Annotated in this window: 30 protein-coding genes; 17 read left to right on the forward strand and 13 right to left on the reverse strand. The window is 44.5% G+C overall.

Annotated features, from left to right (window positions below; genetic code table 11):
• Window position 1 precedes the first annotated feature (1 nt).
• Window positions 2-961 (reverse strand): glycosyltransferase family 10 domain-containing protein, encoded by a 960-nt coding sequence (locus C2756_RS01285; RefSeq protein ID WP_215319593.1) that lies wholly within the window; start codon window positions 959-961, stop codon window positions 2-4.
• Between the two features lie 36 nt (window positions 962-997).
• Between C2756_RS01285 and rfbB the strand changes: the two genes are divergently transcribed.
• The 5 genes from rfbB to waaC are packed head-to-tail and all read left to right on the forward strand — an operon-like array spanning window position 998 to window position 5607.
• The gene (rfbB, locus tag C2756_RS01290) at window positions 998-2059 is read left to right on the forward strand and encodes a dTDP-glucose 4,6-dehydratase (protein ID WP_215319594.1); all 1062 of its coding nucleotides are present in this window, start codon (window positions 998-1000) and stop codon (window positions 2057-2059) included.
• A 13-nt stretch (window positions 2060-2072) separates the two neighbouring features.
• Entirely contained in the window at window positions 2073-3014 is a 942-nt protein-coding gene (gene rfbD, locus C2756_RS01295) for a dTDP-4-dehydrorhamnose reductase (protein ID WP_215319595.1), read from the forward strand.
• A gap of 33 nt (window positions 3015-3047) precedes the next feature.
• Window positions 3048-3986 carry a glucose-1-phosphate thymidylyltransferase RfbA gene (gene rfbA / locus C2756_RS01300; RefSeq protein ID WP_215319596.1) on the forward strand — a complete coding sequence of 313 codons (939 nt, stop codon included), beginning with the start codon at window positions 3048-3050 and terminating at the stop codon, window positions 3984-3986.
• Window positions 3986-4561, forward strand: a complete 576-nt coding sequence (gene rfbC / locus C2756_RS01305; protein ID WP_215319597.1) for a dTDP-4-dehydrorhamnose 3,5-epimerase — start codon at window positions 3986-3988, stop codon at window positions 4559-4561. Before rfbA ends, rfbC begins: the two co-directional genes overlap by 1 nt.
• Window positions 4561-5607 carry a lipopolysaccharide heptosyltransferase I gene (gene waaC, locus C2756_RS01310; protein WP_215319598.1) on the forward strand — a complete coding sequence of 349 codons (1047 nt, stop codon included), beginning with the start codon at window positions 4561-4563 and terminating at the stop codon, window positions 5605-5607. The genes rfbC and waaC overlap by 1 nt, the downstream gene beginning before the upstream one ends.
• Here waaC and C2756_RS01315 read toward each other — a convergent pair.
• The gene (locus tag C2756_RS01315) at window positions 5588-7222 is read right to left on the reverse strand and encodes a TolC family protein (protein WP_251372085.1); all 1635 of its coding nucleotides are present in this window, start codon (window positions 7220-7222) and stop codon (window positions 5588-5590) included. The two genes, waaC and C2756_RS01315, sit on opposite strands and share 20 nt — an antisense overlap.
• Window positions 7223-7330: 108 nt before the next feature.
• Here C2756_RS01315 and C2756_RS01320 point away from each other — a divergent pair, with 108 nt between their 5' ends.
• From C2756_RS01320 to trmB, 4 genes are read left to right on the forward strand one after another with little or no spacing between them, the layout of a single operon-like run.
• Entirely contained in the window at window positions 7331-8176 is an 846-nt protein-coding gene (locus tag C2756_RS01320; protein ID WP_215319599.1) for an undecaprenyl-diphosphate phosphatase, read from the forward strand.
• Window positions 8177-8203: 27 nt separating this feature from the next.
• Window positions 8204-8662: a DUF2721 domain-containing protein gene (locus C2756_RS01325; protein ID WP_215319600.1), complete on the forward strand. Its 459-nt coding sequence runs from the start codon at window positions 8204-8206 to the stop codon at window positions 8660-8662.
• 23 nt (window positions 8663-8685) lie between these two features.
• Window positions 8686-9621 carry a UDP-glucuronic acid decarboxylase family protein gene (locus tag C2756_RS01330; protein ID WP_215319601.1) on the forward strand — a complete coding sequence of 312 codons (936 nt, stop codon included), beginning with the start codon at window positions 8686-8688 and terminating at the stop codon, window positions 9619-9621.
• A gap of 1 nt (window position 9622) precedes the next feature.
• Window positions 9623-10438 (forward strand): tRNA (guanosine(46)-N7)-methyltransferase TrmB, encoded by an 816-nt coding sequence (gene trmB / locus C2756_RS01335; RefSeq protein WP_251372086.1) that lies wholly within the window; start codon window positions 9623-9625, stop codon window positions 10436-10438.
• An 11-nt stretch (window positions 10439-10449) separates the two neighbouring features.
• Here the strand turns inward: trmB and C2756_RS01340 are convergent, their stop codons facing one another.
• The 4 genes from C2756_RS01340 to ribBA all read right to left on the reverse strand — a co-directional run bounded on the left by C2756_RS01340 (window position 10450) and on the right by ribBA (window position 14246).
• Window positions 10450-11922 (reverse strand): NAD-dependent succinate-semialdehyde dehydrogenase, encoded by a 1473-nt coding sequence (locus tag C2756_RS01340; protein WP_215319603.1) that lies wholly within the window; start codon window positions 11920-11922, stop codon window positions 10450-10452.
• Window positions 11923-12044: 122 nt separating this feature from the next.
• Entirely contained in the window at window positions 12045-12563 is a 519-nt protein-coding gene (nusB, locus tag C2756_RS01345) for a transcription antitermination factor NusB (protein ID WP_251372087.1), read from the reverse strand.
• 8 nt (window positions 12564-12571) lie between these two features.
• Window positions 12572-13084, reverse strand: coding sequence for a 6,7-dimethyl-8-ribityllumazine synthase (gene ribH / locus C2756_RS01350; RefSeq protein ID WP_215319604.1), 513 nt, complete (start codon window positions 13082-13084; stop codon window positions 12572-12574).
• A gap of 28 nt (window positions 13085-13112) precedes the next feature.
• Window positions 13113-14246, reverse strand: coding sequence for a bifunctional 3,4-dihydroxy-2-butanone-4-phosphate synthase/GTP cyclohydrolase II (gene ribBA, locus C2756_RS01355; RefSeq protein WP_215319605.1), 1134 nt, complete (start codon window positions 14244-14246; stop codon window positions 13113-13115).
• Between the two features lie 123 nt (window positions 14247-14369).
• On the opposite strand from ribBA, the gene C2756_RS01360 reads away from it, so the two are divergent.
• The 6 genes from C2756_RS01360 to C2756_RS01385 are packed head-to-tail and all read left to right on the forward strand — an operon-like array spanning window position 14370 to window position 17913.
• Window positions 14370-14696 carry a hypothetical protein gene (locus C2756_RS01360; RefSeq protein ID WP_215319606.1) on the forward strand — a complete coding sequence of 109 codons (327 nt, stop codon included), beginning with the start codon at window positions 14370-14372 and terminating at the stop codon, window positions 14694-14696.
• 40 nt (window positions 14697-14736) lie between these two features.
• Window positions 14737-15252, forward strand: a complete 516-nt coding sequence (locus tag C2756_RS01365; protein ID WP_215319607.1) for a hypothetical protein — start codon at window positions 14737-14739, stop codon at window positions 15250-15252.
• Complete coding sequence (locus C2756_RS01370; RefSeq protein ID WP_215319608.1) at window positions 15249-15578, forward strand: hypothetical protein; 330 nt, start codon at window positions 15249-15251, stop codon at window positions 15576-15578. Before C2756_RS01365 ends, C2756_RS01370 begins: the two co-directional genes overlap by 4 nt.
• Window positions 15571-16128, forward strand: coding sequence for a Tfp pilus assembly protein FimT/FimU (locus tag C2756_RS01375; RefSeq protein ID WP_251372088.1), 558 nt, complete (start codon window positions 15571-15573; stop codon window positions 16126-16128). Before C2756_RS01370 ends, C2756_RS01375 begins: the two co-directional genes overlap by 8 nt.
• A gap of 16 nt (window positions 16129-16144) precedes the next feature.
• Window positions 16145-17260, forward strand: a complete 1116-nt coding sequence (gene ribD / locus C2756_RS01380) for a bifunctional diaminohydroxyphosphoribosylaminopyrimidine deaminase/5-amino-6-(5-phosphoribosylamino)uracil reductase RibD (protein ID WP_215320732.1) — start codon at window positions 16145-16147, stop codon at window positions 17258-17260.
• A 35-nt stretch (window positions 17261-17295) separates the two neighbouring features.
• A complete protein-coding gene (locus tag C2756_RS01385) occupies window positions 17296-17913 on the forward strand; it encodes a riboflavin synthase (RefSeq protein ID WP_215319609.1) in 618 nt (205 codons plus the stop codon).
• 12 nt (window positions 17914-17925) lie between these two features.
• Here C2756_RS01385 and queC read toward each other — a convergent pair whose 3' ends face one another.
• From queC to tolQ, 7 genes are all read right to left on the reverse strand, one after another.
• Window positions 17926-18669, reverse strand: a complete 744-nt coding sequence (gene queC, locus C2756_RS01390; RefSeq protein WP_215319610.1) for a 7-cyano-7-deazaguanine synthase QueC — start codon at window positions 18667-18669, stop codon at window positions 17926-17928.
• Window positions 18670-18686: 17 nt separating this feature from the next.
• On the reverse strand, window positions 18687-19418 hold the full coding sequence (ybgF, locus tag C2756_RS01395) for a tol-pal system protein YbgF (protein WP_215319611.1): 732 nt from the start codon (window positions 19416-19418) through the stop codon (window positions 18687-18689).
• The gene (gene pal / locus C2756_RS01400) at window positions 19419-19919 is read right to left on the reverse strand and encodes a peptidoglycan-associated lipoprotein Pal (protein ID WP_215319612.1); all 501 of its coding nucleotides are present in this window, start codon (window positions 19917-19919) and stop codon (window positions 19419-19421) included.
• A 125-nt stretch (window positions 19920-20044) separates the two neighbouring features.
• Window positions 20045-21355 carry a Tol-Pal system beta propeller repeat protein TolB gene (gene tolB / locus C2756_RS01405; RefSeq protein ID WP_215319613.1) on the reverse strand — a complete coding sequence of 437 codons (1311 nt, stop codon included), beginning with the start codon at window positions 21353-21355 and terminating at the stop codon, window positions 20045-20047.
• Window positions 21356-21358: 3 nt separating this feature from the next.
• A complete protein-coding gene (gene tolA / locus C2756_RS01410) occupies window positions 21359-22162 on the reverse strand; it encodes a cell envelope integrity protein TolA (RefSeq protein WP_215319614.1) in 804 nt (267 codons plus the stop codon).
• Window positions 22163-22188: 26 nt separating this feature from the next.
• On the reverse strand, window positions 22189-22608 hold the full coding sequence (gene tolR, locus C2756_RS01415; RefSeq protein ID WP_215319615.1) for a protein TolR: 420 nt from the start codon (window positions 22606-22608) through the stop codon (window positions 22189-22191).
• A 6-nt stretch (window positions 22609-22614) separates the two neighbouring features.
• The gene (tolQ, locus tag C2756_RS01420; RefSeq protein WP_215319616.1) at window positions 22615-23271 is read right to left on the reverse strand and encodes a protein TolQ; all 657 of its coding nucleotides are present in this window, start codon (window positions 23269-23271) and stop codon (window positions 22615-22617) included.
• Window positions 23272-23347: 76 nt separating this feature from the next.
• On the opposite strand from tolQ, the gene glyA reads away from it, so the two are divergent.
• Both glyA and nrdR read left to right on the forward strand, forming a co-directional pair.
• Entirely contained in the window at window positions 23348-24592 is a 1245-nt protein-coding gene (gene glyA, locus C2756_RS01425; RefSeq protein WP_215319617.1) for a serine hydroxymethyltransferase, read from the forward strand.
• Between the two features lie 30 nt (window positions 24593-24622).
• Window positions 24623-25069 carry a transcriptional regulator NrdR gene (gene nrdR / locus C2756_RS01430; protein ID WP_215293634.1) on the forward strand — a complete coding sequence of 149 codons (447 nt, stop codon included), beginning with the start codon at window positions 24623-24625 and terminating at the stop codon, window positions 25067-25069.
• Window positions 25070-25096: the final 27 nt, after the last annotated feature.

Here is a 25096-nt window from a genome sequence, read left to right on the forward strand (position 1 = left end):
GTCAGCTGAGTGCATCCCCGATAATATTGCTTACAAATTGTTTTAGGGGGTCTATATTTAATCTATTGGTTATTAATGGCTGCTCTGCATAGCTATCAAGAATTTTTTTCGTGTTCAGAATTTCTTCTAGTTCATTAAAATACTGATAAGACATTGGCGCGAGATTAATAAAGGCTCTGGGATTAAAGTCCACCTTTATATTTTCATCGGCCCAAGTAATGGGTAAGCAGCCTGCCATAAAAGCCTCCGGAATTTTTTCTGTGTAATATCCAGGATGCATACCATTTTCAGGGCATAGGTTGAAGGCAACTTTTTGTAGCTCATCGTATTTGATGATGCCACTCTCCAAATGATTTTTAACATTTGGATTAAAAGAGCGCCCATATTCAACAACCTCAATTTGTTTTTTGACTATCTCTAGCAAGGTGCGTCTAGGTTCTTTAAGATGGGATGCAAAAATTGCCGCTTTTTTAGGTCTAGAGAGATAGCCGCTCCCGAGTGGTTGGAGGAGTCTATCTAGGCTAAGGAGGCGTCCATAGCGGGGATTTAGATTTCCCACTACCCCCTCTTTAGACCAATCAACCATTTCCATCCAATAGGGCATTCGGAAATGGTTTGAGCTTGCTACAGCAAGATCAAATGAAATTGCATAATCATACTTGCAAGAATCATGCCTTACATTTTCCCCTGTGATAAATAGCCTGAGAGGGCTATGCCGGGATGACTGCGCATTGCCGCCATCATTTTTTGCATTCGTCAGAATAGCTCTTAGGGGTTTTGGAATCCAGTTAAAAGATTTCTTTTCACTTAAAAAAGGACCAACTATCACTAGGTCGCTGTGATTGGTTTTTGACTGGATTGGTTTATATCCCAGGCTTTTGATGATGGCTGGTAATAGCGATGTTTGAAAGTCTGAAGCTACTCCAAGAGTGGCTATTTTGATGGGTTTGAGCTTAGACATGATTTACATGATAATCCCACTAGAGGATAAATAAATATGATTTTGGTAACAGGCGGAGCGGGATTTATTGGTGCAAATTTTGTATTAGATTGGTTAGCCAATCCTGATGCTGATCGTATTTTAAATATTGACAAACTGACTTATGCGGGGAATTTGGCAACTTTGGCCCCTCTTGAGAGCGATTCCCGACATATCTTTGTTCACGGTGATATTGGTGACCAAGACTTGGTAAGGAGGTTGCTGCAGGAATATAAGCCTCGGGCAATCATCAATTTTGCTGCAGAGAGTCATGTAGATCGCTCCATTTATGGCCCTGCAGAATTTATCCAAACCAATATAGTAGGTACCTTTAATTTGCTGGAGTGCGCCCGTCAGTATTGGAGCACTCTTCAGGACTTAGAAAAAGAGCAGTTTCGTTTTCACCATGTCTCTACTGATGAAGTTTATGGATCATTATCTGCTTCTGATCGGGCATTTAGAGAGACTAATCCCTATGAACCTAATAGCCCATATTCTGCCTCTAAGGCAGCATCCGATCATTTAGTGCGCGCTTGGTTCCATACGTACGGACTCCCTGTTGTTATAACCAATTGCTCGAATAACTATGGGCCGTACCATTTTCCAGAGAAGTTAATCCCCTTAGTCATATTGAATGCATTAGATGGAAAACCGCTACCAGTATATGGTGATGGCCAACAAATTCGAGACTGGCTCTATGTTGGCGATCACTGCTTTGCGATTCGTGAAGTGTTGGCTAATGGTCGCCCAGGTGAAACCTATAACATTGGCGGCTGGAATGAGAAAGCCAATCTTGAAGTAGTAAATACCATCTGCAAAATTTTGGATGAGCTAAAACCTCGTGCCGATCAAAAATCATATGCAGAGCAGATTACTTTTGTTAAAGATCGACCTGGGCATGATCGTCGATATGCTATCGATGCAAGTAAGATTGAAAAAGAATTAGGTTGGCGTCCCGCCGAAACCTTTGATACCGGTATTCGTAAGACAGTTCAGTGGTACCTAGATAACCCAGCTTGGGTGCAAGGAGTTGTCACCGGCTCTTATCGCGATTGGCTCGAGAAGCAATACTTTAATTAATGATAATTCGCTGATGAATATTCTTGTTTTTGGAAAAGATGGTCAGTTAGGAAGGGCTTTCAAAGAGCAACTCAAGCATTCATCATTTCAATTGGCAAACAATATTCGCTTTGTCGGTCGAGATGAGTGCGACCTGAGTAACCCAAGTCAGGTTACCGATCTATTAAATACCTTTCAGCCTGAGCTGATTCTCAGCGCTGCTGCCTATACTGCTGTAGATAAGGCAGAATCCGAATCAGAAAAGGCATTTTCGATTAATGCAACCGCTCCTGGATTGATGGCTAGGTATGCCGCACAACATGGCGCAGCATTACTGCATTTTTCTACTGATTATGTATTTGATGGCTCAAAGCAGGACGCATATACAGAGAATGACAAAGTCAATCCTTTAGGTGTGTATGGAAAATCCAAGGAAGCAGGCGAGCATGCAATCTCTACTGCTTTTGCCAATAGTCGAGCTGGACAATACGCGATTCTAAGAACTAGTTGGGTTTATGGTGATGGCAGTAATTTCATTAAAACCATTTTGCGCTTAGCAAAAGAGCGCCCAGCCCTTCGGGTGATCAATGATCAGTATGGCGTACCTACTAGTGCAGCTTGGCTGGCAGAAGTTGGGATTCATTTGGTGCTCGATGATGGTCAGCTAAGGCCATTTGCCTCGGGTATTTATCATGCGGTTCCTGGGGGAGAAACCAATTGGTATGGCTTAGCCTGTTTAGCTGTGCAAACTGCCTTAGATGCAGGCCAACATCTGCAAGCTTCCCCCGCTGCCATTTCGCCCATTCCAGCATCGGAGTACCTCTTGCCAGCCCCAAGGCCAATGAATTCTCGCTTATCTACGAATAAGCTGAAAATTGAAGTGGAGCGCTTAGGTCTTGTGTCAAAATTACCCCATTGGAATACGCTATGGGATGAGCAAGTTTGTGCTTACGTCAAGCAGTTGGGTGAAAATTGACGTTTTGCTTCATCCTGTTAAATAGGGATCAGGATGGCAAATAGCCTTACAAAAAATCGCAAGGGAATTATCTTGGCTGGTGAGTCAGGCACTCGCTTATATCCTGTCGCCCAAGCAGTTTCAAAGCAGCTCATGCCAGTGTATGACAAGCCGATGGTGTATTGCCCATTGACCACTTTAATGTTGGCGGGTATTCGAGATATTCTGCTGATTTCTACCCCACATGACACGCCACGCTTTACAGAATTGCTGGGCGATGGATCTCAGTGGGGCTTAAATATTGAGTATTGTGTACAGCCTTCACCAGATGGATTAGCTCAAGCATTCACGCTGGGTAAAAACTTTATCAATCATCATCCAAGTGCATTAGTGCTTGGCGATAATATTTTTTATGGCCATGAATTGGTAGCTAATCTGGAGAGTGCAGATGAATACGAAAGCGGCGCAACTGTATTTGCTTATCATGTGACTGATCCCGAGCGCTATGGCGTCGTGGAATTTGATAAAAACCATAAGGCGATTTCGATTGAAGAAAAGCCACTGCAACCAAGAAGTAATTATGCTGTCACGGGCCTCTACTTTTACGACAATCAAGTCTGCGATATTGCAAGCTCTATTAAACCAAGTGCACGTGGTGAGCTAGAAATTACCAATGTCAATCGTATTTACTTAGAAAAAGACCAATTGAGTGTGGAAATCATGGGCCGTGGCTTTGCCTGGCTTGATACTGGAACGCATGACTCCTTGCCCGATGCTGCGGGTTTTATTGCCACCCTACAAAAACGCCAAGGATTGATGGTAGCTTGTCCAGAGGAAATTGCCTTCCGCCAAGGTTGGATTGGGGTAGAGGTTGTGCAAAAGGTCGCAACTCAACTGAGCAAGAATAGCTATGGGCAGTACTTAACAAAAATTTTGCATGAGATGAAGAGTGGCGCGCAACCGATTTCTTTGTCATCCAAAAAGGTTGGCTAATGGTAGGCACAAGTCAGCAGGTCAAGATTTTGGTGACACCAACTGTAATCGCGGATGTTTTGATTATTGAGCCAAAAGTTTTTGGTGATGAACGTGGCTGGTTTACGGAATCATTTAATGCCCAAGAGTTTTCACAGGCAACGGGTTTAAATGTCAACTTTGTACAAGACAATCATTCTTTTTCTCGTCAATCTACTTTGCGTGGCATGCATTACCAGCTAGAGAAAGCCCAAGGAAAGCTGGTACGAGTTGTATCGGGCGCTGTTTATGATGTTGCCGTAGATCTTAGAAAAAGTTCACCGACTTACTGCAAATGGACTGGCTTAGAATTGAGCGCAGAAAATCACAAGCAACTCTGGATTCCCCCTGGTTTTGCCCATGGATTTCTGGTGCTCACTCCAATAGCCGAGTTCATGTACAAAACAACAGACTACTATCACCCTCAAAGTGAAGTGTGCTTAGCGTGGGATGACTCTTCAGTTGCAATTCAGTGGCCTTTGGCGTCAGGCGTAATGCCTAATCTCAATACTAAAGATTTAGCTGGCTTATCTTGGGAACAAGCTCCGAAGTTTTAATGGTTAATCCAAGCGTATCCCCCAAAATATTATTGGTAAAGCTCTCCTCTTTAGGGGATGTGCTTCATAACTTACCAATTGTTTGGGATATTCGGGCGCGCTTACCCAATGCTCAAATTGATTGGGTGGTTGAGGAGGGGTATGTTCACCTCTTAACGCCCTTACTTAACCGAGATGGCTTTAGGGGCATTGATCGCATCATTTCATTTGGCTTGCGTCGTTGGAAAAAAGCATTATTTAGTTGGCAATCTTGGAGGGAATTTTTTGCCTTCAAGGGGGAGCTCCAAAAAGTGAGCTATGACATCATCATTGAAACACAGGGGCTTCTAAAGTCCGCACTTGTCTGTTATCTCGCCAAGAAGAATCCAAATGCTGTGGTTGCAGGACTTGCAAATGCTACTGAATTTTCTGGATATGAATCAATTTCTGGTATGTTTTACAGCCAGTCAGTTCAGGTTCCCTTGAGGTGTCATGCCGTAGATCGTTCGCGTTTTGTAGCGTGCTCAGCTCTCGATTGGCCATTGATCGATAGATCTGAAAAGGCGCAGTTTTATCCTGCAAGTTTTATAGAGGCATTTTCTGACATGGCTGCAATTGGTTTGCATAAGCCTTATGTTTTATTTTTCCATTCCACTGCCCGAGAGGCTAAGCGTTGGGGTAACACGCATTGGATTGAATTAGGCAAAACGCTTGCAGCGCTCGGCTATCAAATTGTACTTCCCTGGGGCAGTGCCGCTGAGAGAGTAATTAGCCAAGAATTAGCACTACAAATTCCAGGATCAATAGTGCCGAATTCTTTCTCTATTGAGGATGCATTTTCGTTGATTGCTAATTCAGCATTGGTAGTTGGTGTTGATACTGGCCTGACCCATTTATCTGCAGTATTGAATAAACCTACAGTTGAGATTTATTGCGATTCACCAAGATGGAAGACAGAGGGTTACTGGTCAGACAAGATTCAGAATGTTGGTGACATGCAAGCTCCACCAACCGTTTACGAGGTCTCAAAAGCTTGTTTGGAACTTCTCAGCGGAGCAAAGAATTAATTGCAATTAAGTCTTCATCGCTTAATGCAGCAGCTTGGGCTTTCAGTTTGATTGCATTGAGAATAGTACTGTAACGAGCCTGCTGTAATTGAGACCTAGTAGTAATTAAAGTATCTAGCGCAATTAAGACATCAATATTAATTAAAGTGCCCACTTGGAATCCTAACTTACTAGATTCGAGTGCGGAGTTGGAAGATCGTTCGGCCGCCTCATAAGCTTTAACGCTGGCAAGACCACCATAGAAACCTACGAAAGCTGCACGCGTATTTTGCGCCGCAGTACGACGAGCGTTATCGTAGTTAGCTTTTGCTGTATCCACTAATGCAGCATTTTGACGAATAACAGAGCTATTAAAGCCGCCAGACACCAAAGGTATTGTCATTTGCAGAGCAACGGTATTGTTGTAAACATTGGTATTGGCGGGTGTATAGCTATTTGGTGTACCGTTTGAAGTGTTGTAACCACTGGTACCAACAAAGTTAAGCGAAGGATAGTTCAATGCCTGAGAGGCGCGATAGGTACTCTCAGCAAGACTAACTGTTAGCTGGCCCGCAAGGACATTAAAGTTTGCTGCTTCCGCTTGATTAATCCAGTCATCTAAGGTTTGTCCTGGTGGTAACTGTGGATTCACGCTTTCAGCAATCGGAATCCCTTTGACATCTTTATTTTTTGAGCGTGGATCTTTCAGCACGCCATCGATTTTTGCTTCCTTAATTAATGGGCGAAGAGGGCCAACCGGCCTTCCTACGAGCTGCTCTAGAACCCCGCGCTTTACCACCAAATCTGCTTGAGCGGCAATTTCTTGAGAATTGGCTAAATCTAGTGCAGCTTGCGCAGTATTAACATCGACAATGGTTGCTAACCCGGCATCAAATTTTGCCTGTGCAATTTCTAGTTGCTGCTTAATGAGACCTTTTTTGTTGCGATATAGCTCAACATTATCTTGACTAGTCAGAGCATCAAAATAGGCTTGGGAGACACGAATAATCAAGTCTTGTTGCGCTAAATAAAAGCGCATATCTGCAATCTTGGTATTTAAATCACCCTGTTTAAAAGCTTCCAGTGCACCCATGTTAAAAACGGGTTGCGTTAAGGTAACTGTGTAGCTCTTTTGGTCAAAGACGCGTGAATTACCAGGGCCAGTAGCCACCACGGTGGTTCCTTGACCATGTTGGTAATAGCGCGTTCCGCTAGGGGTTGCATTTGCTTGTGGAAGCAATAAAGAGAGGCCCTGCCAGTAAAGCTCTTTGCTTGCTTGGTAATTGAAGCGAGCCGCATTTAATACTGGATCGCTAAATGCCGCCTCTTGGTATAGCTGAATCAAATCAGTTAATTGCCCTTTTTGATTGTTGCTATTAGTGCTATTAACGCTTGATGGTGCAGAAGTGCTAGGTAGGGCAGTTTTACTTGGAAATGGTGCAATTTGAGGCGGCTGCTCTAAGCCTAATAACGTTGATGCGTTGATTGGAGTCGGCAAAGCGGGACTTGCCGCACCATTGGGGCTTTGTGCAAAGGTCAAAGAGTTCCAAGAACTTAGGCCGAGCGCCTGGCTCAGGACTAGGCCAAAGATGGTCAGTCGAGAAAGGCGAAAGCGTGCTGGGTTCATCAAATTCATCTACTTTTAAGGTGCATGAAGTTTAAGGCTAAATGGCTTCAGGCGGGTATTTAGATCCCATTTTGCCAAATAAGCTTGAATTATTCATATCCCTATAAAATTTGTCCCATGGATCTTATATTGTTACTGAAAGCAGTCATTCTGGGGGCGGTGGAAGGATTGACCGAGTTTTTGCCTATCTCTAGTACCGGCCACCTTATCTTGGTCGGAGATTTGCTTGATTTCAATGACGAACAGGGTAAAGCCTTTGAGGTCATTATTCAATTTGGCGCTATTTTGGCGGTCTGCTGGGAATTTCGAGAAAAGCTTCTTAAGGTTGCATTTTCTTTAAGTGGTAGCGCTAACTCCCGTCGTTTTGTTTTAAACCTTTTGATTGCTTCAGCTCCAGCGATGGGTTTAGCTTTTGTATTTGGCAAACACATTAAAGCAGTTTTTTTTTCGCCAATCCCAGTTGCCAGTGCTTTTATTGTTGGCGCATTGATTATTTTCTGGGTAGAGCGTCGTCAGGAAAAAACCAGCAATACCAATAGTCAAATATATACAGTCGATGATCTCTCCTACTTCAATGCTTTGAAAGTTGGCATAGCTCAATGTGCTGCATTGATTCCAGGTACATCTCGTTCTGGCGCTACGATTATTGGAGGAATGTTATTTGGCTTGCCACGAGCTGTAGCTACAGAGTTTTCTTTTTTCTTAGCTATTCCTGTTATTGGGGGTGCAACCGCGTATGAGCTGTTAAAACTTTGGAAAAATCCTGTCGCCATCTCTGGAGAATTTAGTCTTGCTATTGCCATTGGTTTTGTGGCTGCATTTATTTCTGCTTTTATTTGTGTGCGCTGGTTAATTCATTATGTCGCGCATCATAATTTCATTCCATTCGCTTGGTATCGGATCATATTCGGATTATTGGTCTTGGTGACTTCCTATAGTGGTTTAATTGCCTGGTCACAGTAATCACTGAAAGAATTTAGAAAGCTCAATATGGATGTATCAATAGACGCAATCACGAATAATATTCAACTGGCTTTAGCCCCAGTATTTTTGTTGACTGCCGTAGCTACTCTGATTAATGCCATCTCTGGTCGTTTAGCGAGAACGGTTGATCGTATGCGCACAATTCAGAATGCGTTATATGAGGGTAAATTCAAGGATCAAGAGTCTTTAAAGCATATGGAAGTTGAGGCTAATGAGGCTAAGATTCGTGGACGCCTCTGTGCCGCCGCTATCTTTTTTGATGTATTAAGTGGTGTTTTTATCTCTCTTACCGTTCTTGAGTTATTTTTCTTTCAGGCAGGCGCTGCCCGTTCCCTGCAGACAAGCTATGTGATTTGGACCTTCGTGCTGGGTCTGATATCCTTCATGACATCATTATTGATTGTTCTAGCCGAAGTGGTTTATGCCTATAGATCCGCCGGCTGGAGAGCCCCTAGAAATTATTAAAATATCTTATTCAATATAAAAATATGAACAAAATTCTGATTACTGGTGGCGCGGGTTTCTTGGGCTCGCATCTCACCGAGAAATTACTCAAAGAGGGTAATGATGTATTGGTGGTGGATAACTACTTCACTGGCACAAAAGAGAACTTAGCGCACTTATTACCTAATTCGAAGTTAGAGCTCATGCGTCATGATGTGACATTCCCGCTTTATGTAGAAACCAATCAAATTTATAACCTCGCCTGTCCAGCATCTCCAGTACATTATCAATACGATCCAGTGCAGACCACTAAGACAAGCGTACATGGCGCCATTAATATGCTCGGCCTTGCTAAAAGAACTCGGGCACGTATTTTGCAGGCCTCCACTAGCGAGGTCTATGGCGATCCAGAGGTACATCCTCAGCCAGAGGGGTATTGGGGAAAAGTAAATCCAATTGGCATTCGCTCTTGCTATGATGAAGGCAAGCGTTGCGCTGAAACCCTCTTCTTTGATTACAACCGTCAACACAATCTAGATATCAAAGTTGTACGTATCTTTAATACCTATGGTCCGCGGATGCATCCTAACGATGGTCGTGTTGTGAGTAACTTCATAGTGCAAGCCTTGCAAGGCAAAGACATCACTATTTATGGAGATGGTCAACAAACTCGCAGTTTTTGTTACGTTGATGATCTCATCGATGCCATGGTCAAAATGATGAACTCTGAACAAGGGTTTACTGGTCCAGTGAATATTGGCAACCCTGGCGAGTTCACTATGCTCCAGTTGGCTGAAACCATCCTTAGACTCTCCGGCAGTAAATCAAAGATTGTTTATCAACCCTTGCCTCAAGATGATCCTAAGCAACGTCAACCGAATATTGAATTAGCTAAAGCGAAGTTAGGATGGCAGCCAAAAGTAAATCTAGAAGATGGTCTTAAAGAGACGATTGCCTACTTTAAGAAGGTTGTCGCTTAAGTTGATCGAGCAAGTAGCAAAAAAACAAGAAAAACGATTTGAGCGCATTCGCTCATTTGTTTTAAGGGCAGGAAGAACTACTGCAGGACAACAGCGTGCAATCGATGATCTAGGTCCACGCTTTTTGATCCCATATCAAGAAAAGAAGCTTGATATGGGTAGTGCGTTTGAGGGATCTGTAAAACCCAAGATTCTAGAAATTGGTTTTGGTATGGGCGAGACCACTGCTAAGATCGCTGCCTTAAGAAGTGAGGATGACTTTTTGGCAATTGAGGTACACCCTCCGGGAGTTGGCGCCTTATTGAAGCTGATTGGAGAAAATAATCTCACCAATCTGCGCCTGATTCACCACGATGCTGTTGAAGTTCTAGAGAATATGATTGCCCTAAATTCTTTGGATGGTATTCATATTTACTTTGCTGATCCATGGCATAAGAAGCGTCATCATAAGCGTCGCCTGATTCAAGCTGAATTCGTTAGATTGCTGGTATCTCGTTTAAAGGTTGGTGGATATTTGCATTTGGCAACAGATTGGCATAACTATGCAGAGCAAATGATCTTGGTACTCAATGCCCAACCAAGTCTTCAAAATACCTCTAGTCAGCAGATCAAGATCGAAACCTTTGGCGCAGAAGATCTCCCTAAGCCAGAAGAGGTTGGAAAAGAGTTAAATGAATTTAAACCCACTGCTAAGCAATTAAGTGCGCCGCATCAGGGTTATGTTGAGCGTCCAAGCTATCGCCCAGTAACGAAATTTGAAAACCGTGGCATCAAGCTGGGCCACGGGGTGTGGGACTTGGTTTATAAAAAGAAATAAAGCCCTAGGTGTTATAGACCAACGCAGACGTATTTCATTTCCAGGTATTCATCCATTCCATAGACGCTGCCTTCGCGACCAAGTCCGGATTGCTTCACACCACCAAATGGGGCAACTTCATTAGAAATGATTCCGGTGTTGACCCCAACCATTCCATATTCCAGGGCTTCTGCAACTTTCCAGATGCGCCCAATGTCGCGGCTATAAAAATAGGAAGCCAGGCCAAATTGACTATTGTTGGCTAATGCAATCACTTCTTCGTCTGTTCCAAAAGGAATAATCGGGGCAACAGGGCCAAAGGTTTCTTCATAGGTAATCAACATCTGATTATTGACATTGGATAGGATGGTGGGCTCATAGAAGTTCTTTGAAGCAATACTTCTCTTGCCTCCTGTAACAAGTTTGGCACCTTTACTAATAGCATCAGCTACATGCTTTTCGACTTTCTCTAAGGCCGCTGCTTCAATCAGTGGTCCTTGAGTAATGCCTGGCTCCATACCGTTACCCACTTTGATCGCTGTAATCGCTTTGGCAAATTTTTCAACGAATTGATCTTGAACTTTTTTGTGGACATAAAAGCGATTAGCGCAAACACAGGTTTGACCAGAATTTCTAAACTTAGAGGAAATGGCGCCAATGACTGCAGCATCAATATCGGCATCTTCAAACACAATGAAGGGAGCATGACCACCTAGTTCTAAGGCTATTTTTTTAACCGTTGGAGCGCATTGCTCCATCAGAATACGTCCAACTTCTGTAGAACCTGTAAAGGAGAGGTGGCGCACTGTTGGAGAAGCGCACAGTGTTTTACCAATCGCAATGGATTGATTGGCATCGGCGGTAATGATGTTGATGACACCGTCCGGGATTCCGGCGCGCACTGCTAGTTCTGCCAAAGCTAAAGCTGATAAGGGCGTAAGCTCTGCTGGTTTGATCACAATCGTACATCCCGCTGCTAAAGCAGGCGCAATCTTGCGTGTAATCATCGCAATCGGAAAATTCCAAGGGGTGATAGCTACACATACGCCGATAGGCTGCTTAAGCACCATCATACGTTTATCGCCCCAAGTGGTTGTAGGAATAGAGCCTTCAACACGTTTTGCTTCTTCAGCAAACCACTCAACAAAAGAAGCGCCATAGACTACTTCGCCAGAAGCCTCTGCTAAAGGTTTGCCTTGCTCCAATGTCATGAGGATGGCGAGATCTTTTGTATTTTCAATAATGAGATCGAACCACTTGCGCATGATTTGGGCGCGCTCTTTGCCAATCTTATTGCGCCAAGCAGGAAGTACTTGCTCGGCTGCCTTGATAGCCAGTTCTGCATCCTTGCTACCCAGGTTGCTTACCGATGCGATTAATTCGTCGGTAGCTGGATTGGTGACTGCAAATGTTTCTTTAGAGTCAATCCATTTGCCATTAATAAAGGCCTGCTCTTTAAATAGGCTAGGATCTTTGAGAAGGCTGCGAATATCAATTTTTTGCATGATGAACTTTTCCGATCAAAAGGGGTACGCACTATTCAGAATGATTTTATCCCTAGAAGTAAAAAAGCCCCATAAGCCTTAGCTTGTGGGGCTGATATCGCCAACTAACTCAATGAACTGATTTATTCCCCTTGGGTTTCAGCTACCCGTAGTTTTTGAGCTAAGAGGTCTAGGACGCCATTGACATATTTGTGGCCATCAGTACCGCCAAATGTTTTAGCAAGTTCTACGGCCTCATTAATGGCGACTTTGTAAGGCACAGATAGGTCGACAGATAATTCGTAGGTGCCAATTAAAAGAGCGGCATGCTCTACTGGCGATAGCTCATTGATGGGTCTATCAAGCGCAGGCGTAATGATGGCCTCAAGTTCGTCAGTGCGCTCTAATACGCCTTGAAAAATACCATTAAATAAATCAAGTTGACAACGCTTAAAAGCAGGATCTTCAGACAATTGCTTTGAGATTGCTGCACCATTAGGGAGGCTACCTGCACGACGCACAACTAAGCTTTGATACACGCCTTGGAGGGCATATTCACGAGCGCGACGACGTGGCGTCAGGGAGCGTTTTGGGGCTGCAGACTTGGTATCGCCATCTTTAGCAAAACTTGCTTGAGAAGGGTTAAGAGTCGATTTGTTCATATGAATCATTACTCTTCACCAGCATTCATTTCGATATCAATATCAGGAGTCAACGCTAAAGCAAGGTTAGCCATTTCTACAACTGCCTTAGCGCAATCTGTGCCTTTCACATGCACGCGCACCTTTGCTTGTTCATCGGTATCGCAGGTGAGTACTCCGTTAGCAATTGGTAAACCAGAGTCAATGGAGATGCGCGTAATTCCAGAAGCAGATTCATTGGAGACCAGTTCAAAGTGATAGGTTTCACCACGAATCACCGCGCCTAATGCTACCAGCCCATCAAACTCACCTGTTTCAGCAAGCTTTTGAAGGGCAAATGGAATTTCGAGGGCACCTGGTACGGTAACTAACTTAATATCTGATTGGGAAACGCCCAAGGAAATTAATTCACTAATGCAAGCATTTGTGAGGGCAACACAATGATCTTCATTGAAGCGTGCTTGCACAATACCAATGCGTAAATCTTGGCCATTGAGATCTGCTTCTAAAACGCCTACAAAGTCATTATTTGAATCGGTCATGATCATATTCCAATAGGATAAATACAGATTACTTGGGCTGATACGGGGTATAGCCAGTAACCTCTAGCTTATAGCCCGAAAGACTGGGTACAGGATTTGGGTTTGCTAATAAGCGCATTTTACCGACACCAATATCTTTCAAAATCTGAGCACCGATTCCGTAACTTCTGAAATCTGTTTTACGAGACAAAGGTTTTTTCACTTCATCTGTTGATTGATTCAATTTTTGAAACTGCGCCAACCAATCTTCGTTGTTGGGTGCGGCAATACCAGCAGCATTCAAAAGAACAGCAACTCCGCTAGGAGCGGCGGCTATGTGCTGCAGGGCTTGCGCTAGCGGCCAAGAGTGATTGCTGACCTTAGCATCTAGAAAATCGAGAACGGTGACGGGTTCATGGACACGTACAAGAGTTTCTAGTCCTTCGGATGGCTTACCGTGAACAAGTGCAATATGAATGCAAGAGCTTGGTGTGTCGCGATAAATGATGCCTTCAAACTTGCCCCATGGGGTAATAAATCCGCGAACGCCTTCGCGCACCACAATGCTTTCATGTTGGCTGCGATACTGAATGAGATCAGCGATGCTGCCAATCTTCAGTTGATGTTCTTTTGCGAATTCTAGTAAGTCTGGCAAACGTGCCATGCTGCCATCATCTTTCATGATTTCGCAAATCACAGATGTTGGTGAGCAACCGGCCATTGCAGCAAGATCGCAGCCAGCTTCAGTATGGCCAGAGCGAATCAGTACGCCACCTGGTTGGGCCATTAAGGGAAAAATATGACCAGGCTGAACCAAGTCACTAGGTTTAGCATGAGGTGCAACCGCAGTCTTAATTGTGAGGGCGCGATCTGCAGCAGAAATACCAGTTGTAACGCCACTTGCAGCTTCAATCGAGACTGTGAAATTGGTGCCCATTGAAGTACCGTTATCACGCACCATCAGAGGTAAATTTAGTTGCTGGCAGCGTTCGCGGGTCAAGGTCAGGCAAATGAGTCCACGACCATGTTTGGCCATGAAATTCACCGCTTCAGCACTGACGTGATCCGCTGCTAAGACCAAATCACCTTCATTCTCACGATCTTCTTCATCAACGAGAATGACCATCCGGCCAGCACGTATCTCAGCGATGATGTCTTCTGTAGAGGCAAGGGTGTTTGGCATAGCTCTCTATTTTAAGCTGAGCAGGCGCCTGTCCTTATCCTCTAGCAGTAATCTTCCACTTTTCTGACAGGAAGAGCCTCTGAACGCCATTTCGGTGCTATTCGAAGCCCTAGAAAATGGTGTATGCGCTCAGAATCACCGAATGGATTCATCCTGCTAGAAGTTTTGGTAGCAATGAGCCTCATTTTGGGGGTTTGGATGACTTCCATTGGCGCTTATCAGGGTTTGGCTCTTCGGCTCAATCAGCAAGAAAGCAAGCGTTCACAACTGAGGCAGGATTTAGACGTGTATGAGCTCGCTGAGCAAGTGAGAGCCAATAGCAGTCAAACTAAATCTCCCAGTATCCCTAACACTTCTTCTAAGGGCTTGAAGAATGAATCTTCTCGAGTGTCTAGTCGGAATCGCTCTTTGCGTCCTGTTGCTAAATCCTCTTTTGAAAACGAGCGCTGATCTGTTCGTCAAACAAATCGAGTATGAAAAAACGCACGCCTTGACTTCAGAAGCGGAGCGCGCCTTAGAATTAATTGGCCGCGCAATTCGAATGGCTGGTTACCAAAATATTCAATCCATCCATCAAAAAATTGATCAGAAAAATTCAAATTTAGCAATTGAAATTCAGAAAAGAAGTGGTTACCAGGGATCAGATTCTTTAGTCATCAGGCATCAGTTATCTGATGGTGTTGATTTTGATTGCATTGGGAATGTTTTAACGAGTGATCGAACAAAAAATAACTTAGCTCTTCAAGGTTTTCTAGTGGATAGACAGGCTAGCTTGCCTAAGGGCGCAAAGACTAATGGCGGCTCGCTCCTGTGCCAGTCATTGGATCGTCAAGGACGTATTCAAAATACAACTTTGATGAATGGCATCAATTCCTTTAGGGTTGAGGAGTTAGGAAGCCATTCAAGTCTGGGGCAGCGGGCTTTTAAGATCAAGCTTCAAATGACTGATGGCGCTTCAATTCAGAAGGATTTTGAGCGCATCTTCACCACCAGAAATCTTCCATGATTTTGGCTTGGGTTATTTCATTATTACTTTTATGTTCGTCTTTGATTGTGTATCTAGAGCGATTGACAGTCTTACGTATGATTCAGGTGCAGACTATCGAGCATGCGCATGAAAGATTTATAACAGCAGAAAAATTAGTTTTAGAGTGTGAAAACAATATCACTAACTTATCTGCATTAACTGAAAATAATTGCTTTATTCAACCTGCAGGAAAAAACCAATGGTTAATTTCTAGTAAAGAGAAGCCAACTATCCAAGTGCACGTTTTGGCGAATGAAAAATCAGGTGTGGTGACACGACTAAATTGGCGTCAAGTATTTGAATAAAGATCATCACCTTGAATCAGGAGCAAGCTTGCTGGAGTTAATGGCGGTAGTTTTAATCCTTGCCATCTCCGCAACAATCACGATGCCACTGTTACAGGAGCAAATTGCTATTCGTGAAATTGAATCAGTGGCCAGAAGATTTATTGCGCATGCCCAATTTGCTCGTCAGCAAGCCTTACATCTCGGTGAGCCTGTAAAAATAGAGCCTATTTCGAATAGATCTTGGGAGGACGGGTGGAGTATTAATAGTGGCTGCTTTGGTAGGAGTCCCAAATCCAGTTGCGTCGATAAAACATGGATCTTGCATGGCAAGACTGATCCTATTTTTTTTAAGGGTGGGGCTAGGCACTTTATTGATCCACATACAGGCAAGATGGGGATTCTTTTTAATGCTGCCGGAGCCGCCAAGACGGCTCAAGGTGGATTTGTTGCTAATCGTATGATCTTGGGTCATCAGAGGGTTTCTGGCTTGGAGCGCCAGCTGATACTGGGTAGTGGTGGTCGATGGCGTATCTGTGACCCAACTAGGGATGCAAAGCGCTGCCATTGAATGGTTTAATAGACCCATGTATACCGCTGTTGATTACCAATGGATGGGCGAGGCTTTAGCCGAGGCTCAAAAAGCACTTTATTTGGCTAACCCCAATCCGCGGGTGGGCTGTGTCATTGTTAAGGATGGGCAAGTCATTGGTCGTGGATTTACCCAACGCGTTGGTGGTCCGCATGCAGAGGTTCAAGCAATCTCGGATGCCAGAGCAAATGGGAGGGATCCTATGGGATCCACGGTCTATGTCACTTTAGAGCCATGTAGCCACACTGGACGCACGCCACCATGTGTTAATACTTTGATTGCCGCAAAGCCAGCCAAAGTAATTGCTGCAATGGGCGATCCAAACCCATTGGTCGCAGGAAATGGTTTGAAAAGGCTGACAGCGGCTGGTATTGAAGTGCAATGTGGATTGATGGAATCGGAAGCCAAAGTCTTAAATCGTGGATTCATATCCAGGATGACTCGTCGTCTGCCATGGGTACGTTTAAAGATTGCCGCAAGTCTGGATGGAAAAACGGCCCTACCTGGTGGTGAGAGTCAATGGATTACTGGGCCGCTCGCAAGGGCTGATGGCCACCACTGGCGTGCGCAAGCTTGTGCCATTGTTACAGGCGTTGGCACAGTTAAAGAGGATGATCCCGCTCTGAATGTGCGTGATGTTGAAACCCAACGTCAGCCATGGCGAATTATTGTTGACTCTAAATTGGAAACACCGCCTCAAGCTAAGATTCTGAATAAGGCAGATCAGTCTGGTGTCATCATTGTTTGTGCAAATCTAGATACACCAGAGGCACAAGAGAAGGCAAAAGCATTTAATGCAAGAAGGATTGAGGTAATTGCTATACCTAATGCTCATGGAAAAGTGGATTTACCAAAGCTATTTGCTTTTCTTGCGCAAGAGCGTGAGATGAATGAAATACATGTGGAGTCAGGTTTTAAGCTCAATGGCTCCATGCTCAGAGAAAACTGTGTAGATGAGCTCTTGCTCTACTACTCACCGTTCTTGATGGGTGAAGGTATTGGTATGGCAAATATCCCTGCTTTATCCTCATTGAAATCACGGCAAGATTGGCACATCATTGATCAGAGTTTAATTGGCTCTGATCTCAGGCTCAGGTTAATCAAGTCTTAATCAAGATTTCAATCAGAAGAACTAAAATCACCCATATGTTTACAGGAATCATTACTGCCGTTGGTCAAATCAAAAGTGCTCAATCTAAGGGCGATGGTCTTCATCTAATCGTTGAAGTTCCATCTGGCTATTTGGATGATGTAGCGCTAGGCGATAGTATTGCTATTCAGGGTGCATGTATGACTGCAACCCAGTTTAATGGCAATTCTTTTGCTTTGGATATCTCTCGAGAGTCCTTAAATAAAACGGTTGGCTTAGATAAAGTAGGCCCAGTTAATTTGGAAAAGGCACTCCGACTTAATGATCGTCTTGGCGGTCACCTGGTTAGTGGTCACGTTGATGGTGTTGGCAAAGTCGCATACTTTAAGCAAGTCGCTCAAGATGCATACGGGTCTTGGTTATTGCGAATTGAGACTCCAAAAGAATTAGCCCCATTCTTAGCTTACAAGGGCTCTATCGTTGTTAATGGCGTATCACTTACTGTAAATAAAACGGAAGATAGTGCCAATGCTTGTGTTGTTGATATCAACTTGATTCCACATACCTTACAAAGTACAACGCTTGGAAACTTAAAGCAAGGCGATGCAGTGAATTTGGAGATTGATCTGATTGCGCGTTATGTTGCGCGTATGCTTGAGGCCCAATTTAAATAGGCTTAAACAAGCCTATTTAGTTTTGCGATAGCGCGTTGGGTCGACAACATTAGCCTGCTTAAAGCCCTCTTGTCTTAGGCGACAAGACTCACATTCACCACAGGCTTCGCCCAAATCATTAGCTTGATAACAGGATACGGTTTGTGAGTAATCTACACCAAGAGTGCTTCCTAGTTGAATAATTTCTGCTTTAGTGAGTTTGATGATGGGCGCATGAACTCGAAAGCGATTTTCATTATTGATTGCCTCTACACCAGCCTTAGTCGCTAGGTTGGCCATCATTTCGAAAGAGGCAACGTATTCAGGGCGGCAATCGGGGTAACCTGAGTAGTCGACTGAATTTGCCCCATAGAAGACATCCAAGCCACCAAGTGATTCTGCCCAGCCTAATGCCAGAGATAGCAAAATCGTATTGCGTGCTGGTACATAGGTAATGGGGATTTCTAAATCTTTGCCTGGAGTTGTTGGTATGGCAATGGATGAGTCAGTTAGGGCTGAACCACCAAAACGGGTTAAATCTAGATTTACTACTTCATGACGAGCAACGCCAATTTGCTTGGCAATATATTTTGCTGCAGCTAATTCAGAAGAGTGACGCTGACCATATCCTACTGATAGAGCATAGGGTGAGTATCCTAAGTCCTTGGCTAATGCGAGCACTGTAGTGGAGTCTAGGCCACCAGAAAATAAGATCACTGCAGGGGCGCCAGACTTGCGTGGCGCGAGACTCTCAAATGCCGCAGACAAATTAGACATGAAGCTTAGGCATTGGGTTATTTAGTAGCAGCGAGCAGTTGCTGCGCATCCTTGGCTGCATCGGTATCAGGATACTTTGCAATAATCTCGCTAAAGGTTTTCTTGGCTGCTGCTTTGTTGCCACTCTCTAATTGAGAGTTGCCCAATGTCACCATTGCAGCGGGAACACGCGGATGGTTGGGATATCGTTTAATCAGACTTTGAAGTTGGCTAATAGCACCCGCGTAGTTTTTATTTGCGTATTTGCTATTGCCACTCCAGTACAGCACAAGAGGAAGGAAAGGGCTTTGAGGATATTTAGCGCTAAATGCAGAAAATCCTTCATCTGCTTTTTTAAGATTGCCTGCCTGGAATGCTTTTAGAGCATCGTCATACGCTTTTTTCTCACCAGGTTGCACTGTGCCACTCACACCTTCAATTGTGACTGTACGTGGCTCAAAATTACCTAAGCGGGTATCTAAATCTTGGTAGTAAGTTTTTTGGCTAGATGAAATGTCATCACCTTGCTTTTCAAGCACTTCCACTTTGCCGCGTAGTTCTGCATTCTCAGCCTTGAGCTTATCAATTTGACTTTGAAGTTCAAGTTGCGTCGTAGCTAGAGATTTACGTAGGTCCAGAATTGCTTTACGAGCCTCATCATCTGAGAATAGGGCCCAAACGTTATTAGAAGCACCTAAACAAACTAGCGCGGCACTTAAACAAAACGCTCGTAAGAGCGTTTTTTTAAAAGCATGCAAAGAGTGAATCATTTAGTTCGTAATGTAAATAATGTCAGCACGACGGTTTTCTGCCCAGGCTGCTTCTGTATCGCCTTCAGCTTTCGGCTTCTCTTTACCAAAACTAACGGCTTCCATTTGATTATCAGATACGCCCATTAAATTGAGTGATTTACGAACAGCATCAGAACGACGTTGACCTAATGCTAGGTTGTATTCAGCGGTGCCGCGATCATCTGTATTGCCTTGAATAATGATCTTTTGATTTGGATTAGCTTTTAAGTATCCAGCGTGTGCAGACAACATCTTCTGATATTTAGTCTGAACGGTGAACTCGTCAAAGCCAAAGTAAACACTTTTATCAAAAAGCGGACTCTTAGGATCATTCCAAGGTTGCGAGCCAAAGTTACCACTGCCGCTACCGTTGGCACTATCAACATCATCTAATTTCACGCTCGAGCAAGCTGCCATCAAAAATGCAGTTGCACCAATCAGGGCAAATGTGGCTGCACGGCGTGCGATAGAAACTTTCATGATTTTCCTTTTCCTACAAACTTGGTAATGAATTTGATGCGTAATTCAGTTGGCACATAGCCTTTAGTTAATATTATGCTCCCAAGAGCATCAAAAGTGCCTATTTCACCCTGAAAAAGGGTGTTTTAGTCCATAAAAGGACCCCAGGAAGGCTGACGTACATCAGACCCCGGGATACTTAAAACTTGCTTAGAATTGCCGTCTACTGAGACGGCTGCAAGGACACGTTTGCCATTGACCTTGGTTGAGTAAAGGACATGGCGACCGTTGGCTGCAAATGATGGAGATTCATCGCTCGTGCCATCAGTTAATGCTTGGGCATCCCCTGTAGCAAGGTTCAGAATATAGAGTCGATAGGCTCCACCAATATTAGCGATGTAAGCTAAATATTTTCCGTCAGGAGATATTCTGGGTGAAGTCACAAAGCCTTGCTTAAAGGTAACGCGTTTGGCGCCTTCTACTTGTTCGCCATCTGCGCTTATTCGATAGATCTGGGGATTGCCACCTCGGTCGCTAGTGAAATAAATATAACGACCATCCGTTGAGTACTGCGGCTCAGTATCAATCGTGCTGCCACGAGTTAAGCGATGAAGTCCAGTGCCGTCGGCATTGATGCCATAGATTTGGGTATTACCATCCTTAGAAAGTGAGATAGCCAATTTTCTGCCGTCAGGCGACCAAGCTGGGGCGCTGTTATTTCCTTTTTGATTTGAAAGTGAAATACGTCGACCAGTAGCAAGTTCATGAACATATATCACTGGCTTGCGATCTTCAAAAGAAACATAGGCGACTTTCTTGCCATCGGGTGACCATGATGGAGAAATAATCGGTTCGCTACTATTCATGGCATTGCGAATATTTTGGCCATCTGCATCAGAGATGACTAAGCGATAGCGCTTACCATCTTTGATGACATAAGACAGGCGAGTAGAAAAGACGCCACGTTCGCCCAAGAGTTTGAAAATAATATCGTCTGCAATTTTGTGCGCTACGGCGCGTAAATTATCTGCGCTAGAGTTCAGATTCAAGCCGCCAAGACTTTGTGACTTGCGAATATCAAATAGCCTATAGCGAATCTCAAATTGTTCGTTACCAGTCTGTGTGACTGAACCAACTACTAGGGCATCAGCACCACGCGCTGCCCAAGATTTATAGTTTGGTGTATCGTCAGCACTTTCTGCAGCATTGCCGTTCTCGGTATTTTTAAAGTAACCACTCCGTGCCAAGTCTTGGCGAATAATTTCAGTAACGCTAGTAGGTAATTTGTTTTCATCTTTAAAGCGCATCACGGCAATAGGGTAAAGCGATTGTCCAACGCCAGTGATTTCAATATTCATTTGCGCAAATGCTGGGCTCGTCAAAGTCATCAGTAAGGCAGTTACTGCAATACACAAAGATTGCAATTTCAAAATCATTTTTTTCATCAACTGCAACATGCTTTAGTCCTTGGGTTTAAAGGTCAACTTGACTTCGCGTTGTGGAATTTTGCCATTGTCATCTTTCGGCAGACTTTCTGCGCGAGAAAGTGCCAAGAGCACGGCGCGATCCCAGCTAGGATTGCCGCTGGAAGTTAAAACACTCGTACTGAGAATGGCCCCATCTGGAGCAAGGTTCACCTGAATGACGGCTGCAGGATTACCGCTGACTGATTCGGGGTTAAAGACGATGAGCGGCTTTACTTTCTTAATGACCTTATCTGTCCAGCCTGGGGGAGCGCTGCCACCGCCACCAACACCGCTTCCGACCTTGCCACCACTACCCCCTTCAGCGCCAGCGGCAGCTCGTAGCCTTGCTAATTGATCAGCGCGAACTTTTTCTGCAGCAGCATTGGCTTTAGTTTCGGCAGGCGAGGGAGCTTTAGGTGCTTCTGCTTTTTTAGGCGGCTCTTCTTTCTTCGGTGGAGGAGGCTTCACCACTTTTGGTATTTCTTTAACTGCCTCTTTTTTAGGAGGCTCTTTTTCTACTTCCTTTTTCTTGACTGCAATATCAGCAGCCTCTTCTTTCATGACTGTTTTGAGCTCAGTTTCAGGCTTAGTTACTACTTGAGGTGCGGAGTCCCATAACTCGACTTCAACCCCAGAAGGGGTGGAGTTGTTCCAACTAATGCCGATGACTAAAAAAGCAAGCAAGCCTAGATGCGCAATTAAAGAAAACGTAAATGCACGCTTAGTGCTTTCCTCTTTAGTAAAGCGTCCCCGCTTAAATGAAGAATGGGGTGATTGAAAAGTAGATGCGCTATTCATGAAGAAATAGAAGTTAGATCTGCGTCTTACTGACTCTTGACTGCTAGACCAACACGCTTGACACCATTTTCTTTGAGCTTAGACATAACATTCATCACGGTCTCATATTTGATGGACTTATCTGCAGCCAGAACTACTGGTTGCTCAGCAGATTTCTCAGCTTGCGCTCTTGCAAATGCACCAAGCTCAAATGGGTTCAGTGTCTGAACAGGCTCACCATCTTTGCGAACGATGACATTTTCGCTGGCATCAATCGTCAGAAAGACAGGTGGTAATGATTGCACTTTAGCGCCACCCACGGTTGGTAGGTTGACTACACCTGGATTTACCATGGGTGCGGTGACCATAAAGATCACCAGCAAGACCAACATCACATCAATGTAAGGAACGACATTAATATCGGACATTGCCCGACGTTTTGATTTACGCAAAGAAGATCCGGCCATAGTTAATTAGCGACCTGCAGTTTGTCGTTGCAAGATATTCGTGAACTCTTCGATGAAAGTTTCAAAGCGAATTGCAAGGCGATCTACATCAGTCGCTGCGCGGTTGTATGCAACTACCGCAGGAATCGCTGCGAATAAGCCAATAGCAGTTGCGACGAGCGCTTCAGCAATGCCAGGAGCTACTGCAGCTAAGGTCGCGTTCTGTACATTCGCTAAACCACGGAATGCATGCATGATTCCCCACACAGTTCCAAAAAGACCAATGTAAGGAGAGACGGAGCCAACAGATGCTAAAAATGGCAAGTTGGCCTCTAAGGTATCCATTTCGCGCTGGTAAGTAGCCTTCATCGCGCGACGGGCGGCATCGATTTCACGAACTTTCATGAACTCTTGCATCCCAGCCTCAAAGATATGTTCTAGGACCGCGTCACTGCGAGTATTGCGCTGTGATGCCTCTAAAAGAGTTTTGAGATCACCGCCGGACCAAAAATCACGTTCAAAGCGTTCGGTATCTCGTCTTACCCCTCGCAAAACAGCCGTTTTCTTGAAAATAATGGTCCAAGAGGCAATAGACATCCCCAGCAATAACAACATTACCAACTGTACTAATAGGCTGGCATTGAGGACGAGGGATAGGAATGAGAGGTCTTGTGTGGTGGTCATGATGGATTTTGTATGATGTAGGTTGATTTTACTAAGTTAATTCACTCAACAATCCAACTTCTCCAGGATTATTACCATGTTTGACCGCCAGAACACTTTAGCCAAAACCGACCCCCAGTTGTGGGAAGCCATCCAGAACGAAAATAAGCGTCAAGAAGACCATATCGAGCTCATTGCCTCTGAAAACTACGCCTCACCCGCAGTCATGGCAGCTCAGGGTTCCCAACTGACGAATAAATATGCTGAGGGATATCCAGGCAAGCGTTATTACGGTGGCTGTGAATTTGTCGACGTTGCTGAGCAGTTAGCAATCGATCGTGTCAAAGTTCTGTATGGTGCTGAAGCTGCTAACGTTCAACCCCATTGCGGTGCATCTGCTAATCAAGCGGTTTTTTTGGCTTTCTTAAAGCCAGGCGACACTTTTATGGGGATGAGTCTGGCTGAGGGTGGTCACTTAACTCATGGTATGGCCCTGAATATGAGCGGCAAGTGGTTCAACCCTATTTCCTATGGTCTCGATAAAAACGAAGCGATTGACTATGAGCAAATGGAGCGTTTGGCACGCGAGCACAAACCTAAATTGATTATTGCTGGTGCATCTGCCTACTCACTTGTAATCGATTGGGAACGCATTGGTAAATTAGCAAAAGAGGTTGGCGCGATTTTTATGGTGGACATGGCACATTACTCTGGTCTGATTGCTGCTGGTGTTTATCCAAACCCAGTACCCCATGCTGACATCGTGACTTCCACAACGCACAAGAGTTTACGTGGCCCGCGTGGCGGTATCATCTTAATGAAGGCTGAGCACGAGAAAGCCATTAACTCTGCTGTCTTCCCAGGCCTTCAAGGAGGCCCTTTGATGCACGTGATCGCTGCTAAGGCGGTTGCATTCAAAGAGGCACAAGAGCCAATCTTTATAGATTATCAAAAGCAAGTGATAGCCAATGCCAGAGCATTGGCTGAAACATTAATCTCTCGTGGGCTTCGCATTGTTTCTGGTGGTACGGATTCTCATGTGATGTTGGTTGATTTACGTGCGAAGAAAATGACTGGTAAGGAAGCGGAGCGTGTTTTGGGTGAAGCCCATATCACCTGCAATAAGAATGGCATTCCGAATGATCCAGAAAAACCCATGGTGACCAGTGGCATCCGTTTAGGTTCGCCAGCGATGACAACACGTGGCTTTAAAGAAGCTGAAGCCAGACAGGTAGGTAATTTCATTGCAGATGTTTTAGATAACCCAACCGACCCAGAAAATATCGCCAAGGTTCGCGCACAAGTTTCTGAGTTAACGAAGCGCTTTCCAGTATACGGTTAAGCAAGCTAACACTAAAGAAAAGAGTTCACATTGCGCTGCCCCTTTTGTCATAACGACGATACCCAAGTTCTAGATACTCGGGTATCTGATGAGGGCGATACGATTCGCCGCCGCCGCCGTTGTGCCAAATGCGATAAGCGCTTTACAACTTACGAACGGGTAGAGCTAGCCTTACCCGCAATTGTGAAAAAGAATGGTAGCCGAGTTGAGTACAGTCATGACAAGCTAGTAAGCTCAATTAAGCTGGCCTTACGTAAGCGCCCAGTATCCTCAGATTCAGTTGACGAATCGATTGCGCGTATTGAAGAAAAGCTACTCAGCCTGGGTGAAAAAGAAATCCCTAGCGAGCGCGTCGGTGAGCTTGTAATGCGTGAGCTGAAGCGTCTTGATAAAGTGGCCTATATTCGCTTTGCCTCTGTCTATCGAAGCTTTGCCGATATCGAGTCTTTTGAAAGCGCCCTGAAAGAATTGAAGTAAAGATCTATAAGTCTTCTAGACTTCTTT

This window comes from Polynucleobacter sp. UB-Siik-W21, assembly GCF_018687415.1.
Taxonomy (GTDB): Bacteria; Pseudomonadota; Gammaproteobacteria; order Burkholderiales; family Burkholderiaceae; genus Polynucleobacter.

Coding starts and splice junctions, on each gene's coding strand:
- pal (WP_215319612.1), bottom strand. CDS start 19,919: ATGAAAGTTTCTATCGCACGCCGTGCAGCCACATTTGCCCTGATTGGT.
- C2756_RS01315 (WP_251372085.1), bottom strand. CDS start 7,222: ATGAATTTGATGAACCCAGCACGCTTTCGCCTTTCTCGACTGACCATC.
- ribH (WP_215319604.1), bottom strand. CDS start 13,084: ATGACCGATTCAAATAATGACTTTGTAGGCGTTTTAGAAGCAGATCTC.
- rfbB (WP_215319594.1), top strand. CDS start 998: ATGATTTTGGTAACAGGCGGAGCGGGATTTATTGGTGCAAATTTTGTA.
- tolB (WP_215319613.1), bottom strand. CDS start 21,355: ATGTTGCAGTTGATGAAAAAAATGATTTTGAAATTGCAATCTTTGTGT.
- queC (WP_215319610.1), bottom strand. CDS start 18,669: ATGTCTAATTTGTCTGCGGCATTTGAGAGTCTCGCGCCACGCAAGTCT.
- waaC (WP_215319598.1), top strand. CDS start 4,561: ATGGTTAATCCAAGCGTATCCCCCAAAATATTATTGGTAAAGCTCTCC.
- ribBA (WP_215319605.1), bottom strand. CDS start 14,246: ATGCCAAACACCCTTGCCTCTACAGAAGACATCATCGCTGAGATACGT.
- glyA (WP_215319617.1), top strand. CDS start 23,348: ATGTTTGACCGCCAGAACACTTTAGCCAAAACCGACCCCCAGTTGTGG.
- C2756_RS01340 (WP_215319603.1), bottom strand. CDS start 11,922: ATGCAAAAAATTGATATTCGCAGCCTTCTCAAAGATCCTAGCCTATTT.
- rfbA (WP_215319596.1), top strand. CDS start 3,048: ATGGCAAATAGCCTTACAAAAAATCGCAAGGGAATTATCTTGGCTGGT.
- tolA (WP_215319614.1), bottom strand. CDS start 22,162: ATGAATAGCGCATCTACTTTTCAATCACCCCATTCTTCATTTAAGCGG.
- nusB (WP_251372087.1), bottom strand. CDS start 12,563: ATGAACAAATCGACTCTTAACCCTTCTCAAGCAAGTTTTGCTAAAGAT.
- ybgF (WP_215319611.1), bottom strand. CDS start 19,418: ATGATTCACTCTTTGCATGCTTTTAAAAAAACGCTCTTACGAGCGTTT.
- C2756_RS01325 (WP_215319600.1), top strand. CDS start 8,204: ATGGATGTATCAATAGACGCAATCACGAATAATATTCAACTGGCTTTA.
- tolQ (WP_215319616.1), bottom strand. CDS start 23,271: ATGACCACCACACAAGACCTCTCATTCCTATCCCTCGTCCTCAATGCC.
- C2756_RS01285 (WP_215319593.1), bottom strand. CDS start 961: ATGTCTAAGCTCAAACCCATCAAAATAGCCACTCTTGGAGTAGCTTCA.
- C2756_RS01385 (WP_215319609.1), top strand. CDS start 17,296: ATGTTTACAGGAATCATTACTGCCGTTGGTCAAATCAAAAGTGCTCAA.
- ribD (WP_215320732.1), top strand. CDS start 16,145: ATGTATACCGCTGTTGATTACCAATGGATGGGCGAGGCTTTAGCCGAG.
- tolR (WP_215319615.1), bottom strand. CDS start 22,608: ATGGCCGGATCTTCTTTGCGTAAATCAAAACGTCGGGCAATGTCCGAT.
- rfbD (WP_215319595.1), top strand. CDS start 2,073: ATGAATATTCTTGTTTTTGGAAAAGATGGTCAGTTAGGAAGGGCTTTC.
- rfbC (WP_215319597.1), top strand. CDS start 3,986: ATGGTAGGCACAAGTCAGCAGGTCAAGATTTTGGTGACACCAACTGTA.
- C2756_RS01360 (WP_215319606.1), top strand. CDS start 14,370: ATGCGCTCAGAATCACCGAATGGATTCATCCTGCTAGAAGTTTTGGTA.
- C2756_RS01330 (WP_215319601.1), top strand. CDS start 8,686: ATGAACAAAATTCTGATTACTGGTGGCGCGGGTTTCTTGGGCTCGCAT.
- C2756_RS01320 (WP_215319599.1), top strand. CDS start 7,331: ATGGATCTTATATTGTTACTGAAAGCAGTCATTCTGGGGGCGGTGGAA.
- C2756_RS01370 (WP_215319608.1), top strand. CDS start 15,249: ATGATTTTGGCTTGGGTTATTTCATTATTACTTTTATGTTCGTCTTTG.